Below are 17,625 nucleotides of genomic sequence, written 5' to 3' on the forward strand. Positions count from 1 at the left end.
CATAGTCTAATAACTGTGTGTGATTTACACTAAATGTGAATCTTACCATTGCGTTAAAAATGGACATAATTCAGAAGGAAAACAAAAATATTTATGTAAAAATTGCCGTGCAAGTTTTGACGCTTTTCGTAATCATTTTATTTATTGAAGTCATTTAAATTATGAACAATGAAATTTATTGATTCAAATTTCATTGCTGGGGCAATCTAGTAAAACAATTTTTCGTTTTATTAAAACTACATTAAAAACTGCTTGATATAATCGTCAAAAATTAATGAAATCAAAACAATTAGAAAATACCCAATTAAAATTTAAAAAATTATCTGGTAAAATCCAAATCGATGAAACATTTATTAAAGAAATCCATAAAGGAAATTTCAAATATAAAACTGATCCACGAAGAATTCACCTTGACCCATTCGCAACTAATACTAAATGCTGTATTCAAATGGCAATTGATAATAATAACAATATTTATGTTAAATTCACAAACACCAAACGTTTACAAAAACAATGAGTTATTGAAAATATGAACAAAGAATTAATTAACGAAAATTCAATTATTACTTCTGATATGCAAAAATTATATTTTTTAGTAGCAAAACAAACAAATTCTACTTTATGTGTAACTAAAACAACAATTAATCCTGAAGCTAGTTATCGTAACTTAAATAAAATCAGTAAATTACAATCTAGTCTTAAAGAAGCCTTAATTCATTATCATGGTTTAGGTTTTACTAATATTCAAAATTATTTAAATCTCTGAAAATGAAAATACCAACATAAGGGTTTAACTCCAAACCAACAAACAGCGGTATTATATTTTAATGTATAAAAAAGTTAAAGTAAAAATAGTAATTTTACATAAAAGCCTTTTAAAATTATCAAGTTGATGATTTTTTTTTTATTTTATCAAGAGTTTTCGACAAAATTAAAATAAAAAATTATTTTAATGTTGTTTTTATAAGCATTTTACTTAGTTTTTATAACCTTTTATTAAGATTATGTTTGTTAATATTAAATATTTTGTTTTATTACTTATTTTTCAAATAAAACGATAATTAAATTGTAGTTACTTTTCTTTCAAAATTAATCAAATATTTTTCCACCTAACAAAACTTTACGCGTCCATTATCATATATTAGACTTCTTGCAAAATTAATTTAAAATATAATTGAATTGTTGTTTTTAATAAAAAGGTGGAATTTAAATGAAATTTAAAAAAAATAATCAAATAAGTGATAAAAATTTTTTAAGATTAACTGGTATTAAACATACTACTTTTAATAAAATGCTAGAAATTTTAAAAATAGAAGAATTAAAAAAGAGATTTCGTCGCGGAAGAACCAATAAATTATCATTAGAAAATCGTATTTTAATGACTTTAGAATATTGAAGAGAATATAGAACTTATTTTCATATTGCAAAAAGTTATGATATTAGTGAAAGTAGTTGTTATAGAAATATCAAATGAATTGAAGACACTTTAATAAAACACCCTAATTTTCAACAACTTACTGGTCAAAAATCACTATTAAAAGATTATTTCAAAGATAAGACTGTTATAATTGATGTAACTGAAAGCCAAATCCAACGCCCAAAAAAAGACAAAAACAGCACTACTCAGGAAAAAAGAAAAAACACACAATAAAAACACAAGTTATAATTGAAAAAGATAGTAAAAAAATTATTAGTTCTGATTTTTCTTATGGTAAAAACCATGACTTTAAAATTTTAAAAGATTCAAAAATTAAATTTTTACCAGAAACAACTGTTTTAGTGGATTTAGGTTATCAAGGCATACAAAAAATTAATCATAATGTTTTAATTCCTAAAAGAAAATCAAAGAAAAACCCTTTAAATAAAGAAGAAAAGCAAAATAATGAGCGAATTTCAAAAATGAGAATTGTTATTGAAAATGTTTTTGCTATACTTAAAAAATTTAAAATTATTAGTGAAAAATATCGAAATCGTAGAAAAAGATTTGCTTTAAGATTTAATTTAATAGCTTCAATTTATAATTTACAACTATTAGTTTAAATATATTTGATAATTTAAAATTTCAGTCTTTTTTTATTGTAAATAATAATTTTTATTATGTTTTAATGACAAAATATTTGTAAAAATAATCTAAAAATTATTTTAATAACACTTTTATATTTATTTTAAATTTAAAAATTATAATTATCATATTAATTTTGCAAGAAGTCTATTATATAAAATTATATGTGTTATAATTAGGAAAAATCTTATTCATTTTGAAAAGAGGGAAAATATTAATGTTAATTAAAAAACTTTATGAAACATATAAAGCCCTTGTTGGTCAAGAAATTACTTTAAAAGGTTGAGTACGAACTAACCGCGATTCTGGTAAAGTAGGTTTTATTAGTTTAAATGATGGTAGTTATTTGGACAGTATTCAAGTTGTTTATAATCAAGAAATTAGAACTTTTAATGAAATTAAAAGTTTGCGAACAGGTTCTTCAATTGCAGTAACAGGAGTATTAGTTTTGCCAGATAAAGGTAAGGAATTGTTTGAAATTAAAGCAACAAATATAAAAATATATAATAATGCTGTGGAACAATATCCATTACAAAAAAAAGAACATTCTAATGATAATAATAAGTTAGAAGTAACATTAAATAGTATTTTAAAACAAAAGGATAAAGATTATGAAATTATTATTGTGGATGATAAAGCAAAAGATGATACTCTAGAATATATTACTAAATTCTTTCAAGAGCATAGTGATACTATTAAAGTTATTAGTAGTTGAAAAGAAATTGAAACCGCTAATGCTTGAAATTTAGTATTAAGTAATGCTAAAGGAACTTATGTTTTATTTTTACAACCAGGATATAAATTAATAAATAATTTTATGGAAAATATTATCCAAGAAATTAATAATAATGATGAACCTGATTTAATTGAATTTATGGTTCAATATTCTAATGTTTATCATCATATTTCTTCACGAAGATTAAAAAATAATAATTTGTATCATCCACTTTTAAATCGGGAAGTCTTTGCTTTAATTCATCATTCACTATTTAATAAGTTATTTAAAAGAAAGATTATTACTAGTCATAAAATTACTTTTCGTCGTTCTAATCGTTTTGATTTATTATTTATTTATAAAATATTGCCGTGAATTGAAACTTTATATACGAGCACTAAAATATTAGTAGATATTGAAATTGAGCCGTTCTTGAATTTTAATAGTTTTGATTTTTTAAAGCAATGAGTTCATATTTATAACTATTATAAGCAAATAAACTTAGCACGAGAGTTAATTGAAGAATTAGAATATGCATTTGTTCGCTTTCATTACTATACATTTTTAAAAGTTATTGCTCCAACAGGAAATAAAGTATTAGTTAAAAAAGCTATTCAAGAAGTTACAAATAAAGTTACGAAAAGATTTCCTCACTGAGAAAAAAATCAATATCTCAATTTAGTACCAGATGATTTGTTCAATAAAGATGTTGCTAAAGATTGAAAAAAATATTTAAAGAATTTTGTTTAATGGATATTATGAAAATTAAAACTATTAGTAGTGATAATGACACTATAAGAAAAAAAAAGCCATATTTTTTAGTAAAACTTTGAAAAGTAATTTTTGCTAGAGTGATTGATGATGTAATTATCAGTATGATTATTTTTATTATTACTTGGGGTATTTATCAAAATCAATATCTTAATGACTGACAAAAAGCAATTATTAATCATTTCAGTGCATTGTCATTATTAATGTCTTATTTTGTTATGATGCCATATTTTTGTCAAGGTAGAACAATAGCAAAATTTATTTTTTGTTTTAAATTAATCAAAAAAGGTCAAAATAAGCTTCGGATTTGAGATTTATTATATCGGGAATTGTTTATTACAATTATTCCGTGAGTAATTTTGATTATTAGTAATTTATTTGTTAGCTTAGTTTTTAAATATCCAATTTTTATTTTTAATTATCAAAACATTTTTGTAATTACTAAACCACAACATTCTTTACCGTTAGCTGTAACAATTACATTAAGATTAATGGGATTATTTTATTTATTATGATATGGTTCATTAATGTTACTTTATAAGTTTGATGTTAAAAATCAATTATTCTTTGATCGCTATTTACATATTTATATTGTTAATATTCGTTATCATCAAGAGAAAAAGCAAGAAAAAGAAAAATTACAAGATAATAAAATTCATATTCATTTAGAAGAGTCTTTACCGGGAACTATTGATAGTAAAGAATTAAAAGCAATTGAAGAGTTATAAAAGGAGTAGAAGATGAATATAAACCATTTAAATGAAGAACAAAAATTAGCAGTTTTAAGTAAGTAGTGAAGGCGCTAATAGAATTATAGCTGGTGCGGGAAGTGGGAAGTGGCAAAACAAGAGTTATTATTTATAAAATTGCTCATTTAATTCATAATTTGGCCATTAGTAGTAATCAAATTTTAGCGGTAACTTTTACTAATAAGGCAGCCAATGAAATGAAAAGTCGATTAAATGAATTGGTTGGCGATCAATCTAAATATACATGAGTTCATACATATCATGCCTTTTGTGTTCGGGTTTTAAGAAATGATATTGTGGTTTTGGGATATACAAAAGATTTTTTTAATTTTGTCGAAAACTCTTGATAAAATAAAAAAAATCATCAACTTGATAATTTTAAAAGGCTTTTATGTAAAATTACTATTTTTACTTTAACTTTTTTTATACATTAAAATATAATACCGCTGTTTGTTGGTTTGGAGTTAAACCCTTATGTTGGTATTTTCATTTTCAGAGATTTAAATAATTTTGAATATTAGTAAAACCTAAACCATGATAATGAATTAAGGCTTCTTTAAGACTAGATTGTAATTTACTGATTTTATTTAAGTTACGATAACTAGCTTCAGGATTAATTGTTGTTTTAGTTACACATAAAGTAGAATTTGTTTGTTTTGCTACTAAAAAATATAATTTTTGCATATCAGAAGTAATAATTGAATTTTCGTTAATTAATTCTTTGTTCATATTTTCAATAACTCATTGTTTTTGTAAACGTTTGGTGTTTGTGGTTTTAACATAAATATTGTTATTATTATCAATTGCCATTTGAATACAGCATTTAGTATTAGTTGCGAATGGGTCAAGGTGAATTCTTCGTGGATCAGTTTTATATTTGAAATTTCCTTTATGGATTTCTTTAATAAAAGTTTCATCGATTTGGATTTTACCAGATAATTTTTTAAATTTTAATTGGGTATTTTCTAATTGTTTTGATTTCATTAATTTTTGACGATTATATCAAGCAGTTTTTAATGTAGTTTTAATAAAACGAGAAATTGTTTTACTAGATTGCCCCAGCAATGAAATTTGAATCAATAAATTTCATTGTTCATAATTTAAATGACTTCAATAAATAAAATGATTACGAAAAGCGTCAAAACTTGCACGGCAATTTTTACATAAATATTTTTGTTTTCCTTCTGAATTATGTCCATTTTTAACGCAATGGTAAGATTCACATTTAGGGCATTTAATACCTTGTGCTCTAAATTTTTGATCAATTTCATTTAAACGTTTTTGTTTTTTTATTAATTCTGCTTGTTGTTTGATTTTTTCATAAAATTCTAAAAATTGATCATCTGTTAAAGTATTTACTAGTTCTTGAATTATTTTTTCCATAATTATTATCCACCTCTATCATATTAAAAATATACCTAAAATTAAGTATATTCAATAAATATCAAGAGTTTTCGACAAAATTAAAAAAATATTTTGTTTTATTACTTATTTTTCAAATAAAACGATAATTAAATTGTAGTTACTTTTCTTTCAAAATTAATCAAATATTTTTCCACCTAACAAAAATTTACGCGTCCTATTAAAATGATAAAATAAATATATTACTAAAACATGAGGTTAAAATTATGGAAATTACTCAAATTAAAAATCCCCTACCAAGAAAGTTTAAACGACTATCATTTTTTAGTTTAATTATCATTATTTTAACTTTCCCTATTTTAATATGATATCTATTAGACTTCTTGCAAAATTAATATGATAATTATAATTTTTAAATTTAAAATAAATATAAAAGTGTTATTAAAATAATTTTTAGATTATTTTTACAAATATTTTGTCATTAAAACATAATAAAAATTATTATTTACAATAAAAAAAGACTGAAATTTTAAATTATCAAATATATTTAAACTAATAGTTGTAAATTATAAATTGAAGCTATTAAATTAAATCTTAAAGCAAATCTTTTTCTACGATTTCGATATTTTTCACTAATAATTTTAAATTTTTTAAGTATAGCAAAAACATTTTCAATAACAATTCTCATTTTTGAAATTCGCTCATTATTTTGCTTTTCTTCTTTATTTAAAGGGTTTTTCTTTGATTTTCTTTTAGGAATTAAAACATTATGATTAATTTTTTGTATGCCTTGATAACCTAAATCCACTAAAACAGTTGTTTCTGGTAAAAATTTAATTTTTGAATCTTTTAAAATTTTAAAGTCATGGTTTTTACCATAAGAAAAATCAGAACTAATAATTTTTTTACTATCTTTTTCAATTATAACTTGTGTTTTTATTGTGTGTTTTTTCTTTTTTCCTGAGTAGTGCTGTTTTTGTCTTTTTTTGGGCGTTGGATTTGGCTTTCAGTTACATCAATTATAACAGTCTTATCTTTGAAATAATCTTTTAATAGTGATTTTTGACCAGTAAGTTGTTGAAAATTAGGGTGTTTTATTAAAGTGTCTTCAATTCATTTGATATTTCTATAACAACTACTTTCACTAATATCATAACTTTTTGCAATATGAAAATAAGTTCTATATTCTCTTCAATATTCTAAAGTCATTAAAATACGATTTTCTAATGATAATTTATTGGTTCTTCCGCGACGAAATCTCTTTTTTAATTCTTCTATTTTTAAAATTTCTAGCATTTTATTAAAAGTAGTATGTTTAATACCAGTTAATCTTAAAAAATTTTTATCACTTATTTGATTATTTTTTTTAAATTTCATTTAAATTCCACCTTTTTATTAAAAACAACAATTCAATTATATTTTAAATTAATTTTGCAAGAAGTCTATTATATATGTGTTGTAAAAATTTTTATGTTATGCCTCGTTTCACAAATACATTTCATCGATTTGGTAAATATGACCCCTTATATCATGGCACTGAAAAATATAGTTTAACTGTTTTAACTACTGATAGTATTATTAAAAACAATTCTTTAATTGCTTTCAGCACAAAAGAAAAAAATAATCTCAAATTTCAAGAACATGAAATTATTAATGGTAATACTATTCTTAGCAGTTTAATCTTAAAAAAATTACGGGCCTGTCCAAAATTCTGTGTCTCGATAATTCATTCTGAATTATACTTAAAAGAAGGAGAACAGAAAATGACAAAAAAAATAAAAAAAAGAACCTGACGCAATTGATAAAGTTGTTGATTATTTTTTAGAAAATATTGATAATCCACAAGATTTATTTAAAGGCAATACTATTTTTCAGGAATTTACCAAAAAATTAACTGAACGAATGTTAAATACGGAAATTAAAGATTAGACTTCTTGCAAAATTAATATGATAATTATAATTTTTAAATTTAAAATAAATATAAAAGTGTTATTAAAATAATTTTTAGATTATTTTTACAAATATTTTGTCATTAAAACATAATAAAAATTATTATTTACAATAAAAAAAGACTGAAATTTTAAATTATCAAATATATTTAAACTAATAGTTGTAAATTATAAATTGAAGCTATTAAATTAAATCTTAAAGCAAATCTTTTTCTACGATTTCGATATTTTTCACTAATAATTTTAAATTTTTTAAGTATAGCAAAAACATTTTCAATAACAATTCTCATTTTTGAAATTCGCTCATTATTTTGCTTTTCTTCTTTATTTAAAGGGTTTTTCTTTGATTTTCTTTTAGGAATTAAAACATTATGATTAATTTTTTGTATGCCTTGATAACCTAAATCCACTAAAACAGTTGTTTCTGGTAAAAATTTAATTTTTGAATCTTTTAAAATTTTAAAGTCATGGTTTTTACCATAAGAAAAATCAGAACTAATAATTTTTTTACTATCTTTTTCAATTATAACTTGTGTTTTTATTGTGTGTTTTTTCTTTTTTCCTGAGTAGTGCTGTTTTTGTCTTTTTTTGGGCGTTGGATTTGGCTTTCAGTTACATCAATTATAACAGTCTTATCTTTGAAATAATCTTTTAATAGTGATTTTTGACCAGTAAGTTGTTGAAAATTAGGGTGTTTTATTAAAGTGTCTTCAATTCATTTGATATTTCTATAACAACTACTTTCACTAATATCATAACTTTTTGCAATATGAAAATAAGTTCTATATTCTCTTCAATATTCTAAAGTCATTAAAATACGATTTTCTAATGATAATTTATTGGTTCTTCCGCGACGAAATCTCTTTTTTAATTCTTCTATTTTTAAAATTTCTAGCATTTTATTAAAAGTAGTATGTTTAATACCAGTTAATCTTAAAAAATTTTTATCACTTATTTGATTATTTTTTTTAAATTTCATTTAAATTCCACCTTTTTATTAAAAACAACAATTCAATTATATTTTAAATTAATTTTGCAAGAAGTCTATTATCTTGAAACTGATGAGAATCATAATAAAAGAAATGGCAACACACAAAAAACCATTATTACTAAAAATGGTTCAATCGCAATTGATGTACCAAGAGATCGAAATAGTACTTTTGAACCAGTAATTATTCCGAAAAGACAAAGAAGATTTGATAACTTTGATCAAAAAGTAATTTCTTTATATGCAAGAGGAATGACAATTTCTGATATCAAAGCACAATTGCAAGAATTCTATCACGGAGCAGAAATTTCAGAAAGTTTAATTAGTCAAATAACTGATGATGTTATTGAAGAAGTTAAAATGTGACAAACTAAACCTTTAGAGAAGATTTATCCGATTGTTTATTTTGATTGTATTGTTGTTAAAGTAAAGCAAGATAAACGAATAATAAATAAAGCAGTTTATCTTGCCTTAGGAATTAATTTAGATGGTTTAAAAGATATTTTAGGAATGTGAATTAGCGAGAATGAGGGAGTCAAATTTTGACTTAATAATCTCCTCTTACGGAAATGAAAAATCGTGGCTTACAAGATATTCTTGTTGCTTGTAGCGATAATTTAACTGGAATGTCTGATGCAATAGAAGCTGTGTTCCCAAAAACACAGCACCAATTATGCATCGTTCATCAAATTCGTAATAGTTTAAAATTTGTCCCTTACAAAGATCGCAAACTTGTAGCTAATGATTTAAAATCAATTTATACAGCAATTAATGAAGAAATAGCGCTAGTTGCTTTAGATCATTTTTCAGAAAAATGAAATAAAAAGTATCCACAAATTACTAAATCATGAAAAAATAACTGAAATAATTTAATAATTTTTCTTGAATATCCTCAAGAATTTAGAAGGATTATTTACACAAAACTAATGCGATTGAATCTGTTAATAGTCAACTAAGAAAAGTCATTAAGAATAAAAAGATTTTTCCTAATGATGCATCAGTTTTTAAAATATCTTATTTAGCATTTCAAAATATGGTTAAGAAATGAACGATGCCAATTCAAAATTGGGGTAGTGCAATTTCACATTTAATGATAAAATTTGAGGACAGAGTGAATTTAAGTTAATTACTTAGAGACACAGTTAATTGTACAGTCCCTTAATTTTTAATTTTTTAACCCTAATAATAAAAATAACAAATGAGTTATTGCCATGCACGGATGAACAGAAAACAAATTTTTAGCTTTAAGAATGACAAGACATTTTTTATAATGAAGGATACAATATTATATCATTTGATGCACGCAACCACGGTAAATCTAGTACTAAAACTATTGGTTTTGGTTTTTTTGAAAAACATGATTTAGCAATGGTAATAAAATATTTACATAAGAACTTTACTATCCAATCAATTGGTTTAATTGGTAATTCAATGGGTGGAAGTACTATTATTGAATTCATTAAAGAATACAGTGAAAAAATTAAAGAATTAAAAGCTTTAATTTTATAGATAAGTATTGATATTTCAATAAAACCTTGATTTTGCTGGGTTTTTAGTAAAACCGTGTTTTTACAAATCCCTATATTTAATAAGGGTTTTTTACCCTGTCAATACTTATCTTTAAAATTAGAAAAAAAATGTGCTACTATCCCATTACTAATTATTCATGATGAAAAAGATAATTTTGTTCCATTATATATGGCTTATGATATTTATCATCATAAAATTCGTGATGAAGAAAAACAAATTAGTGAACTATTAATTATAAAAGATGCTGGTCATGTACAATCAATTACAACTGATTATGACCTCTATACAAGTAAAACTTTATTATTTGCTAAAATACACGAAGAAATTACTAATTAAAAAGATAAAGTTTTAAGAAACTTTATCTTTTTTTAAAATTCTAAATTATTAGGTACTCGTGGAAATGGTAAAACATCACGAATATTTGTCATCCCTGTCAAATACATAATTAATCGTTCTAATCCTAAACCAAACCCACCACTTGGAGCATACCCATACTGTCTTAAATTTAAATATCATTGAAAATCCTTAATATCTAAATTAGCCATTTGCATTTTTGCTAATAACTTTTCATAATTATCTTCCCTTTGACTACCACCAATTAATTCGCCAATTCCTGGGACTAATAAATCCATTGCTTGAACAGTTTTATTATCCTCATTAGTTTTCATATAAAATGCTTTAATAACTTGTGGATAATTAGTAATAAATGTTGGCTTATTAGTTAATTGTTCACATAAATATCTTTCATGTTCAGTTTGTAAATCCATTCCTCAATGAATATTTTGATTTTCAAAACGGTCTTTAACTTTAATTAATTCCATAATTGTATCATCATAAGTCATAACTACAAATTTAACAGTTACTACTGTCTTTAGTTTATCTAATAAATTATTATCAACATTATCATTTAGAAACTTTAATTCGTTTTTATTATTTTCTAAAATATAATTAATAATATATTTAATTAATTCTTCTCCTAATTTGATATTTTCTTCTAACGAACTATATGCTACCTCTGGTTCTACCATTCAAAATTCAGCTACATGCCGAGAAGTATGAGACTTCTCGGCTCGAAAAGTTGGTCCAAAAGTATAAACACGATTAAATGCTTGTGTATATGCTTCAGCATTTAATTGTCCAGAAACAGTTAAATTAGCCTTTTTAGAAAAGAAATCTTGTTGATAATTATTATCTTCTTCACGAGTTGTCACAATAAATGCTTCACCTGCACCTTCAGCATCATTACTAGTAATAATTGGCGAATGCAAATATAAAAAGTCATTTCTTTGAAAAAAGCAATGAATCGCATAACTAACACTACTTCTAATCTTAAAAATAGCTCAAAACTTATTAGTTCGAGCTCGCAAATGAGCAATTTCTCGTAAATATTCATTAGAATGTTCTTTTTTTTGTAATGGATATTGTTCCACAGCATTATTATATATTTTTATATTTGTTGCTTTAATTTCAAACAATTCCTTACCTTTATCTGGCAAAACTAATACTCCTGTTACTGCAATTGAAGAACCTGTTCGCAAACTTTTAATTTCATTAAAAATTCTAATTTCTTGATTATAAACAACTTGAATACTGTCCAAATAACTACCATCATTTAAACTAATAAAACCTACTTTACCAGAATCGCGGTTAGTTCGTACTCAACCTTTTAAAGTAATTTCTTGACCAACAAGGGCTTTATATGTTTCATAAAGTTTTTTAATTAACATTAATATTTTCCCTCTTTTCAAAATGAATAAGATTTTTCCTAATTATAACACATATAATTTTATATAATAGACTTCTTGCAAAATTAATTTAAAATATAATTGAATTGTTGTTTTTAATAAAAAGGTGGAATTTAAATGAAATTTAAAAAAAATAATCAAATAAGTGATAAAAATTTTTTAAGATTAACTGGTATTAAACATACTACTTTTAATAAAATGCTAGAAATTTTAAAAATAGAAGAATTAAAAAAGAGATTTCGTCGCGGAAGAACCAATAAATTATCATTAGAAAATCGTATTTTAATGACTTTAGAATATTGAAGAGAATATAGAACTTATTTTCATATTGCAAAAAGTTATGATATTAGTGAAAGTAGTTGTTATAGAAATATCAAATGAATTGAAGACACTTTAATAAAACACCCTAATTTTCAACAACTTACTGGTCAAAAATCACTATTAAAAGATTATTTCAAAGATAAGACTGTTATAATTGATGTAACTGAAAGCCAAATCCAACGCCCAAAAAAAGACAAAAACAGCACTACTCAGGAAAAAAGAAAAAACACACAATAAAAACACAAGTTATAATTGAAAAAGATAGTAAAAAAATTATTAGTTCTGATTTTTCTTATGGTAAAAACCATGACTTTAAAATTTTAAAAGATTCAAAAATTAAATTTTTACCAGAAACAACTGTTTTAGTGGATTTAGGTTATCAAGGCATACAAAAAATTAATCATAATGTTTTAATTCCTAAAAGAAAATCAAAGAAAAACCCTTTAAATAAAGAAGAAAAGCAAAATAATGAGCGAATTTCAAAAATGAGAATTGTTATTGAAAATGTTTTTGCTATACTTAAAAAATTTAAAATTATTAGTGAAAAATATCGAAATCGTAGAAAAAGATTTGCTTTAAGATTTAATTTAATAGCTTCAATTTATAATTTACAACTATTAGTTTAAATATATTTGATAATTTAAAATTTCAGTCTTTTTTTATTGTAAATAATAATTTTTATTATGTTTTAATGACAAAATATTTGTAAAAATAATCTAAAAATTATTTTAATAACACTTTTATATTTATTTTAAATTTAAAAATTATAATTATCATATTAATTTTGCAAGAAGTCTAATATATGATAATGGACGCGTAAAGTTTTGTTAGGTGGAAAAATATTTGATTAATTTTGAAAGAAAAGTAACTACAATTTAATTATCGTTTTATTTGAAAAATAAGTAATAAAACAAAATATTTAATATTAACAAACATAATCTTAATAAAAGGTTATAAAAACTAAGTAAAATGCTTATAAAAACAACATTAAAATAATTTTTTATTTTAATTTTGTCGAAAACTCTTGATAAAATAAAAAAAATCATCAACTTGATAATTTTAAAAGGCTTTTATGTAAAATTACTATTTTTACTTTAACTTTTTTATACATTAAAATATAATACCGCTGTTTGTTGGTTTGAAGTTAAACCCTTATGTTGGTATTTTCATTTTCAGAGATTTAAATAATTTTGAAAATTAGTAAAACCTAAACCATGATAATGAATTAAGGCTTCTTTAAGACTAGATTGTAATTTACTGATTTTATTTAAGTTACGATAACTAGCTTCAGGATTAATTGTTGTTTTAGTTACACATAAAGTAGAATTTGTTTGTTTTGCTACTAAAAAATATAATTTTTGCATATCAGAATTAATTAACGAAAATTCAATAATATGATAAAATGGTAACGAATAAAAATGACAATAACAAGAAAGGCAGGGTTAGTTTAGTAATTAAATAATATATAGCTGATTGTTTTACTTCTTCAAAGCAATACCTAAGAAAACTAAACGCGGCCTTAGTAACAATATTTGTAATTACTTATTGATATATATTGGATAGGCTACAATAAATTGGACCATAATTATATAGACTTCAAAATTATTAAGAAAGAAGGAATATAAAAATGGGAAATAAAACCTCATACTCTGAAGAATTTAAAAAACAAATTGTAATGCTATACAAAAATGGCAAAAGTGTTATTAATTTAGGGAAAGAATATAATTTATCAAAACCAACTATTTATAGTTGAGTTAAAAATTATAATAATTCTGGGTCATTTAAAGCAAAAGATAATCGCACTGTCGAAGAAAATGAATTAATTTACTTGCGAAAAGAAAACCAACAATTACGAATGGAAAATGACATTTTAAAGCAAGCAGCACTGATAATCGGCAAAAAATAACAATAGACTTCTTGCAAAATTAATATGATAATTATAATTTTTAAATTTAAAATAAATATAAAAGTGTTATTAAAATAATTTTTAGATTATTTTTACAAATATTTTGTCATTAAAACATAATAAAAATTATTATTTACAATAAAAAAAGACTGAAATTTTAAATTATCAAATATATTTAAACTAATAGTTGTAAATTATAAATTGAAGCTATTAAATTAAATCTTAAAGCAAATCTTTTTCTACGATTTCGATATTTTTCACTAATAATTTTAAATTTTTTAAGTATAGCAAAAACATTTTCAATAACAATTCTCATTTTTGAAATTCGCTCATTATTTTGCTTTTCTTCTTTATTTAAAGGGTTTTTCTTTGATTTTCTTTTAGGAATTAAAACATTATGATTAATTTTTTGTATGCCTTGATAACCTAAATCCACTAAAACAGTTGTTTCTGGTAAAAATTTAATTTTTGAATCTTTTAAAATTTTAAAGTCATGGTTTTTACCATAAGAAAAATCAGAACTAATAATTTTTTTACTATCTTTTTCAATTATAACTTGTGTTTTTATTGTGTGTTTTTTCTTTTTTCCTGAGTAGTGCTGTTTTTGTCTTTTTTTGGGCGTTGGATTTGGCTTTCAGTTACATCAATTATAACAGTCTTATCTTTGAAATAATCTTTTAATAGTGATTTTTGACCAGTAAGTTGTTGAAAATTAGGGTGTTTTATTAAAGTGTCTTCAATTCATTTGATATTTCTATAACAACTACTTTCACTAATATCATAACTTTTTGCAATATGAAAATAAGTTCTATATTCTCTTCAATATTCTAAAGTCATTAAAATACGATTTTCTAATGATAATTTATTGGTTCTTCCGCGACGAAATCTCTTTTTTAATTCTTCTATTTTTAAAATTTCTAGCATTTTATTAAAAGTAGTATGTTTAATACCAGTTAATCTTAAAAAATTTTTATCACTTATTTGATTATTTTTTTTAAATTTCATTTAAATTCCACCTTTTTATTAAAAACAACAATTCAATTATATTTTAAATTAATTTTGCAAGAAGTCTAATAATTAATAACAACAAAACTAAATATTCAGTGAGGAAAATATGTAAGATTTTAGGTTTACTAAAATCAACATATTATTATCAAACTAATAAATGCACTAAGTTTGATATTAATAATTATGAACAAGAAGTTATCAGTGCATTTAATAAAAGTCGTAAGATTTATGGTGCTCGTAAAATTAAAGCTGTTTTAATAAGAAAAAATATCATCTTATCACGACGAAAAATCCGATTCATTATGATCAAAAATAATTTGGTTTCTAAATACACCAAATTAAAATATCGTAATCATGAAAAAACAGTTAATAATGACCAAATTAATAATGTTTTAAATCACCAATTTAATGACCAAAAACCCAATGAAGTTGTTGTTAGTGATTTAACATATGTTCAAGTTGGTACTAAATGACATTAGACTTCTTGCAAAATTAATATGATAATTATAATTTTTAAATTTAAAATAAATATAAAAGTGTTATTAAAATAATTTTTAGATTATTTTTACAAATATTTTGTCATTAAAACATAATAAAAATTATTATTTACAATAAAAAAAGACTGAAATTTTAAATTATCAAATATATTTAAACTAATAGTTGTAAATTATAAATTGAAGCTATTAAATTAAATCTTAAAGCAAATCTTTTTCTACGATTTCGATATTTTTCACTAATAATTTTAAATTTTTTAAGTATAGCAAAAACATTTTCAATAACAATTCTCATTTTTGAAATTCGCTCATTATTTTGCTTTTCTTCTTTATTTAAAGGGTTTTTCTTTGATTTTCTTTTAGGAATTAAAACATTATGATTAATTTTTTGTATGCCTTGATAACCTAAATCCACTAAAACAGTTGTTTCTGGTAAAAATTTAATTTTTGAATCTTTTAAAATTTTAAAGTCATGGTTTTTACCATAAGAAAAATCAGAACTAATAATTTTTTTACTAGACTTCTTGCAAAATTAATTTAAAATATAATTGAATTGTTGTTTTTAATAAAAAGGTGGAATTTAAATGAAATTTAAAAAAAATAATCAAATAAGTGATAAAAATTTTTTAAGATTAACTGGTATTAAACATACTACTTTTAATAAAATGCTAGAAATTTTAAAAATAGAAGAATTAAAAAAGAGATTTCGTCGCGGAAGAACCAATAAATTATCATTAGAAAATCGTATTTTAATGACTTTAGAATATTGAAGAGAATATAGAACTTATTTTCATATTGCAAAAAGTTATGATATTAGTGAAAGTAGTTGTTATAGAAATATCAAATGAATTGAAGACACTTTAATAAAACACCCTAATTTTCAACAACTTACTGGTCAAAAATCACTATTAAAAGATTATTTCAAAGATAAGACTGTTATAATTGATGTAACTGAAAGCCAAATCCAACGCCCAAAAAAAGACAAAAACAGCACTACTCAGGAAAAAAGAAAAAACACACAATAAAAACACAAGTTATAATTGAAAAAGATAGTAAAAAAATTATTAGTTCTGATTTTTCTTATGGTAAAAACCATGACTTTAAAATTTTAAAAGATTCAAAAATTAAATTTTTACCAGAAACAACTGTTTTAGTGGATTTAGGTTATCAAGGCATACAAAAAATTAATCATAATGTTTTAATTCCTAAAAGAAAATCAAAGAAAAACCCTTTAAATAAAGAAGAAAAGCAAAATAATGAGCGAATTTCAAAAATGAGAATTGTTATTGAAAATGTTTTTGCTATACTTAAAAAATTTAAAATTATTAGTGAAAAATATCGAAATCGTAGAAAAAGATTTGCTTTAAGATTTAATTTAATAGCTTCAATTTATAATTTACAACTATTAGTTTAAATATATTTGATAATTTAAAATTTCAGTCTTTTTTTATTGTAAATAATAATTTTTATTATGTTTTAATGACAAAATATTTGTAAAAATAATCTAAAAATTATTTTAATAACACTTTTATATTTATTTTAAATTTAAAAATTATAATTATCATATTAATTTTGCAAGAAGTCTATTATATTTGTTTATTAATTGACTTGTTTAATCGCGAAGTAATTGGCTATAGTGCTGGACCAAATAAAACTGCTGAACTAGTTCAACAAGCTTTTCACAAGATAACACGACCATTAAATAAAATAACTTTATTTCATACTGATCGTGGTAATGAATTCAAAAATAAAATCATTGATGAAATTTTAATAACCTTTAAAATTCAAAGATCATTAAGTACCAAAGGATGCCCGTATGATAATGCTGTTGCTGAAGCAACTTACAAAACCTTTAAAACTGAATTTATTAACGGTAAAAAATTTGCAAACTTAACACAATTAAAATGCGAACTATTTGATTTTGTTAATTGATATAACAATATTCGAATTCATGGTAGTTTAAATTATTTAACTCCCGTTGAATTTAGAAAATACCAGTCTACATAAAAAGTGTCCTAAAAAGGG

General features: G+C 22.6%; 23 protein-coding genes and 5 pseudogenes. 18 read left to right on the forward strand and 10 right to left on the reverse strand.

All coding sequences use genetic code 4. The features are described from left to right. Positions 1–19 precede the first annotated feature (19 nt). From AAHM82_RS02445 to AAHM82_RS02465, 6 genes are all read left to right on the forward strand, one after another. Entirely contained in the window at positions 20–835 is an 816-nt protein-coding gene (locus AAHM82_RS02445; protein WP_342264436.1) for an IS1/IS1595 family N-terminal zinc-binding domain-containing protein, read from the forward strand. A 375-nt stretch (positions 836–1,210) separates the two neighbouring features. Further along, entirely contained in the window at positions 1,211–1,651 is a 441-nt protein-coding gene (locus AAHM82_RS12795) for a transposase family protein (protein WP_342263396.1), read from the forward strand. Continuing rightward, entirely contained in the window at positions 1,648–2,040 is a 393-nt protein-coding gene (locus AAHM82_RS12800; protein ID WP_342264845.1) for a transposase family protein, read from the forward strand. The genes AAHM82_RS12795 and AAHM82_RS12800 overlap by 4 nt, the downstream gene beginning before the upstream one ends. Before the next feature lie 239 nt (positions 2,041–2,279). Further along, a complete protein-coding gene (locus AAHM82_RS02455; RefSeq protein ID WP_342264437.1) occupies positions 2,280–3,527 on the forward strand; it encodes a glycosyltransferase in 1,248 nt (415 codons plus the stop codon). An 8-nt stretch (positions 3,528–3,535) separates the two neighbouring features. Continuing rightward, on the forward strand, positions 3,536–4,276 hold the full coding sequence (locus tag AAHM82_RS02460) for an RDD family protein (protein WP_342264438.1): 741 nt from the start codon (positions 3,536–3,538) through the stop codon (positions 4,274–4,276). Positions 4,277–4,377: 101 nt separating this feature from the next. Further along, the gene (locus AAHM82_RS02465; protein ID WP_342264439.1) at positions 4,378–4,647 is read left to right on the forward strand and encodes a UvrD-helicase domain-containing protein; all 270 of its coding nucleotides are present in this window, start codon (positions 4,378–4,380) and stop codon (positions 4,645–4,647) included. A gap of 73 nt (positions 4,648–4,720) precedes the next feature. Here the strand turns inward: AAHM82_RS02465 and AAHM82_RS02470 are convergent, their stop codons facing one another. From AAHM82_RS02470 to AAHM82_RS12810, 3 genes are all read right to left on the reverse strand, one after another. Continuing rightward, positions 4,721–5,680 (reverse strand): IS1/IS1595 family N-terminal zinc-binding domain-containing protein, encoded by a 960-nt coding sequence (locus AAHM82_RS02470; RefSeq protein WP_342264440.1) that lies wholly within the window; start codon positions 5,678–5,680, stop codon positions 4,721–4,723. A 526-nt stretch (positions 5,681–6,206) separates the two neighbouring features. Then, positions 6,207–6,599 (reverse strand): transposase family protein, encoded by a 393-nt coding sequence (locus AAHM82_RS12805; RefSeq protein WP_342264845.1) that lies wholly within the window; start codon positions 6,597–6,599, stop codon positions 6,207–6,209. Next, positions 6,596–7,036 carry a transposase family protein gene (locus AAHM82_RS12810; RefSeq protein ID WP_342263396.1) on the reverse strand — a complete coding sequence of 147 codons (441 nt, stop codon included), beginning with the start codon at positions 7,034–7,036 and terminating at the stop codon, positions 6,596–6,598. The genes AAHM82_RS12805 and AAHM82_RS12810 overlap by 4 nt, the downstream gene beginning before the upstream one ends. Positions 7,037–7,134: 98 nt before the next feature. On the opposite strand from AAHM82_RS12810, the gene AAHM82_RS02480 reads away from it, so the two are divergent. Together AAHM82_RS02480 and AAHM82_RS12815 are read left to right on the forward strand one after the other, a co-directional pair. Beyond that, complete coding sequence (locus AAHM82_RS02480; RefSeq protein WP_342264441.1) at positions 7,135–7,464, forward strand: hypothetical protein; 330 nt, start codon at positions 7,135–7,137, stop codon at positions 7,462–7,464. Continuing rightward, positions 7,457–7,585, forward strand: a pseudogene (locus tag AAHM82_RS12815) (IS256 family transposase); the annotation flags it as partial. The gene AAHM82_RS02480 and the pseudogene AAHM82_RS12815, both read left to right, overlap by 8 nt. Before the next feature lie 172 nt (positions 7,586–7,757). On the opposite strand, the gene AAHM82_RS12820 reads toward AAHM82_RS12815, so the two are convergent. Beyond that, positions 7,758–8,150, reverse strand: coding sequence for a transposase family protein (locus AAHM82_RS12820; protein ID WP_342264845.1), 393 nt, complete (start codon positions 8,148–8,150; stop codon positions 7,758–7,760). Continuing rightward, positions 8,147–8,587 carry a transposase family protein gene (locus AAHM82_RS12825; protein WP_342263396.1) on the reverse strand — a complete coding sequence of 147 codons (441 nt, stop codon included), beginning with the start codon at positions 8,585–8,587 and terminating at the stop codon, positions 8,147–8,149. The genes AAHM82_RS12820 and AAHM82_RS12825 overlap by 4 nt, the downstream gene beginning before the upstream one ends. 75 nt (positions 8,588–8,662) lie before the next feature. Here AAHM82_RS12825 and AAHM82_RS12830 point away from each other — a divergent pair. The 3 genes and pseudogenes from AAHM82_RS12830 to AAHM82_RS02500 all read left to right on the forward strand — a co-directional run. Then, a pseudogene (locus AAHM82_RS12830) lies at positions 8,663–9,722 on the forward strand (IS256 family transposase); the annotation flags it as partial. 134 nt (positions 9,723–9,856) lie between these two features. Beyond that, positions 9,857–10,105 carry an alpha/beta fold hydrolase gene (locus tag AAHM82_RS12835; RefSeq protein WP_425289050.1) on the forward strand — a complete coding sequence of 83 codons (249 nt, stop codon included), beginning with the start codon at positions 9,857–9,859 and terminating at the stop codon, positions 10,103–10,105. A 54-nt stretch (positions 10,106–10,159) separates the two neighbouring features. Beyond that, positions 10,160–10,462, forward strand: a complete 303-nt coding sequence (locus AAHM82_RS02500; protein WP_342264444.1) for an alpha/beta hydrolase — start codon at positions 10,160–10,162, stop codon at positions 10,460–10,462. A 32-nt stretch (positions 10,463–10,494) separates the two neighbouring features. Here the strand turns inward: AAHM82_RS02500 and asnS are convergent, their stop codons facing one another. After that, positions 10,495–11,853 (reverse strand): asparagine--tRNA ligase, encoded by a 1,359-nt coding sequence (gene asnS, locus AAHM82_RS02505; protein ID WP_342264445.1) that lies wholly within the window; start codon positions 11,851–11,853, stop codon positions 10,495–10,497. A 135-nt stretch (positions 11,854–11,988) separates the two neighbouring features. Between asnS and AAHM82_RS12840 the strand changes: the two genes are divergently transcribed. Both AAHM82_RS12840 and AAHM82_RS12845 read left to right on the forward strand, forming a co-directional pair. Next, positions 11,989–12,429, forward strand: a complete 441-nt coding sequence (locus AAHM82_RS12840; RefSeq protein ID WP_342263396.1) for a transposase family protein — start codon at positions 11,989–11,991, stop codon at positions 12,427–12,429. Continuing rightward, positions 12,426–12,818 (forward strand): transposase family protein, encoded by a 393-nt coding sequence (locus tag AAHM82_RS12845; RefSeq protein WP_342264845.1) that lies wholly within the window; start codon positions 12,426–12,428, stop codon positions 12,816–12,818. Before AAHM82_RS12840 ends, AAHM82_RS12845 begins: the two co-directional genes overlap by 4 nt. Positions 12,819–13,295: 477 nt before the next feature. Here AAHM82_RS12845 and AAHM82_RS02515 read toward each other — a convergent pair whose 3' ends face one another. Beyond that, the gene (locus AAHM82_RS02515) at positions 13,296–13,556 is read right to left on the reverse strand and encodes a hypothetical protein (protein ID WP_342263716.1); all 261 of its coding nucleotides are present in this window, start codon (positions 13,554–13,556) and stop codon (positions 13,296–13,298) included. Between the two features lie 407 nt (positions 13,557–13,963). Between AAHM82_RS02515 and AAHM82_RS12850 the strand changes: the two are divergent. Then, positions 13,964–14,095 (forward strand): annotated as a pseudogene (locus tag AAHM82_RS12850) (IS3 family transposase); the annotation flags it as partial. 178 nt (positions 14,096–14,273) lie between these two features. Here the strand turns inward: AAHM82_RS12850 and AAHM82_RS12855 are convergent. Together AAHM82_RS12855 and AAHM82_RS12860 are read right to left on the reverse strand one after the other, a co-directional pair. Next, the gene (locus tag AAHM82_RS12855; RefSeq protein WP_342264845.1) at positions 14,274–14,666 is read right to left on the reverse strand and encodes a transposase family protein; all 393 of its coding nucleotides are present in this window, start codon (positions 14,664–14,666) and stop codon (positions 14,274–14,276) included. Beyond that, complete coding sequence (locus tag AAHM82_RS12860; RefSeq protein WP_342263396.1) at positions 14,663–15,103, reverse strand: transposase family protein; 441 nt, start codon at positions 15,101–15,103, stop codon at positions 14,663–14,665. The genes AAHM82_RS12855 and AAHM82_RS12860 overlap by 4 nt, the downstream gene beginning before the upstream one ends. Before the next feature lie 98 nt (positions 15,104–15,201). Here AAHM82_RS12860 and AAHM82_RS02530 point away from each other — a divergent pair, with 98 nt between their 5' ends. Continuing rightward, positions 15,202–15,585 carry an IS3 family transposase gene (locus AAHM82_RS02530; RefSeq protein ID WP_342264446.1) on the forward strand — a complete coding sequence of 128 codons (384 nt, stop codon included), beginning with the start codon at positions 15,202–15,204 and terminating at the stop codon, positions 15,583–15,585. A gap of 169 nt (positions 15,586–15,754) precedes the next feature. Here the strand turns inward: AAHM82_RS02530 and AAHM82_RS02535 are convergent. After that, positions 15,755–16,114: pseudogene (locus tag AAHM82_RS02535) on the reverse strand (transposase family protein); the annotation flags it as partial. Positions 16,115–16,184: 70 nt separating this feature from the next. Between AAHM82_RS02535 and AAHM82_RS12865 the strand changes: the two are divergent. From AAHM82_RS12865 to AAHM82_RS02545, 3 genes and pseudogenes are all read left to right on the forward strand, one after another. Next, the gene (locus AAHM82_RS12865) at positions 16,185–16,625 is read left to right on the forward strand and encodes a transposase family protein (RefSeq protein ID WP_342263396.1); all 441 of its coding nucleotides are present in this window, start codon (positions 16,185–16,187) and stop codon (positions 16,623–16,625) included. Next, positions 16,622–17,014: a transposase family protein gene (locus tag AAHM82_RS12870; RefSeq protein ID WP_342264845.1), complete on the forward strand. Its 393-nt coding sequence runs from the start codon at positions 16,622–16,624 to the stop codon at positions 17,012–17,014. Before AAHM82_RS12865 ends, AAHM82_RS12870 begins: the two co-directional genes overlap by 4 nt. Before the next feature lie 173 nt (positions 17,015–17,187). Continuing rightward, positions 17,188–17,607 (forward strand): annotated as a pseudogene (locus AAHM82_RS02545) (IS3 family transposase); the annotation flags it as partial. Between the last annotated feature and the right edge of the window lie 18 nt (positions 17,608–17,625).

The organism is Spiroplasma endosymbiont of Clivina fossor (assembly GCF_964031115.1).
Lineage (GTDB): Bacteria > Bacillota_I > Bacilli_A > Mycoplasmatales > Nriv7 > Nriv7.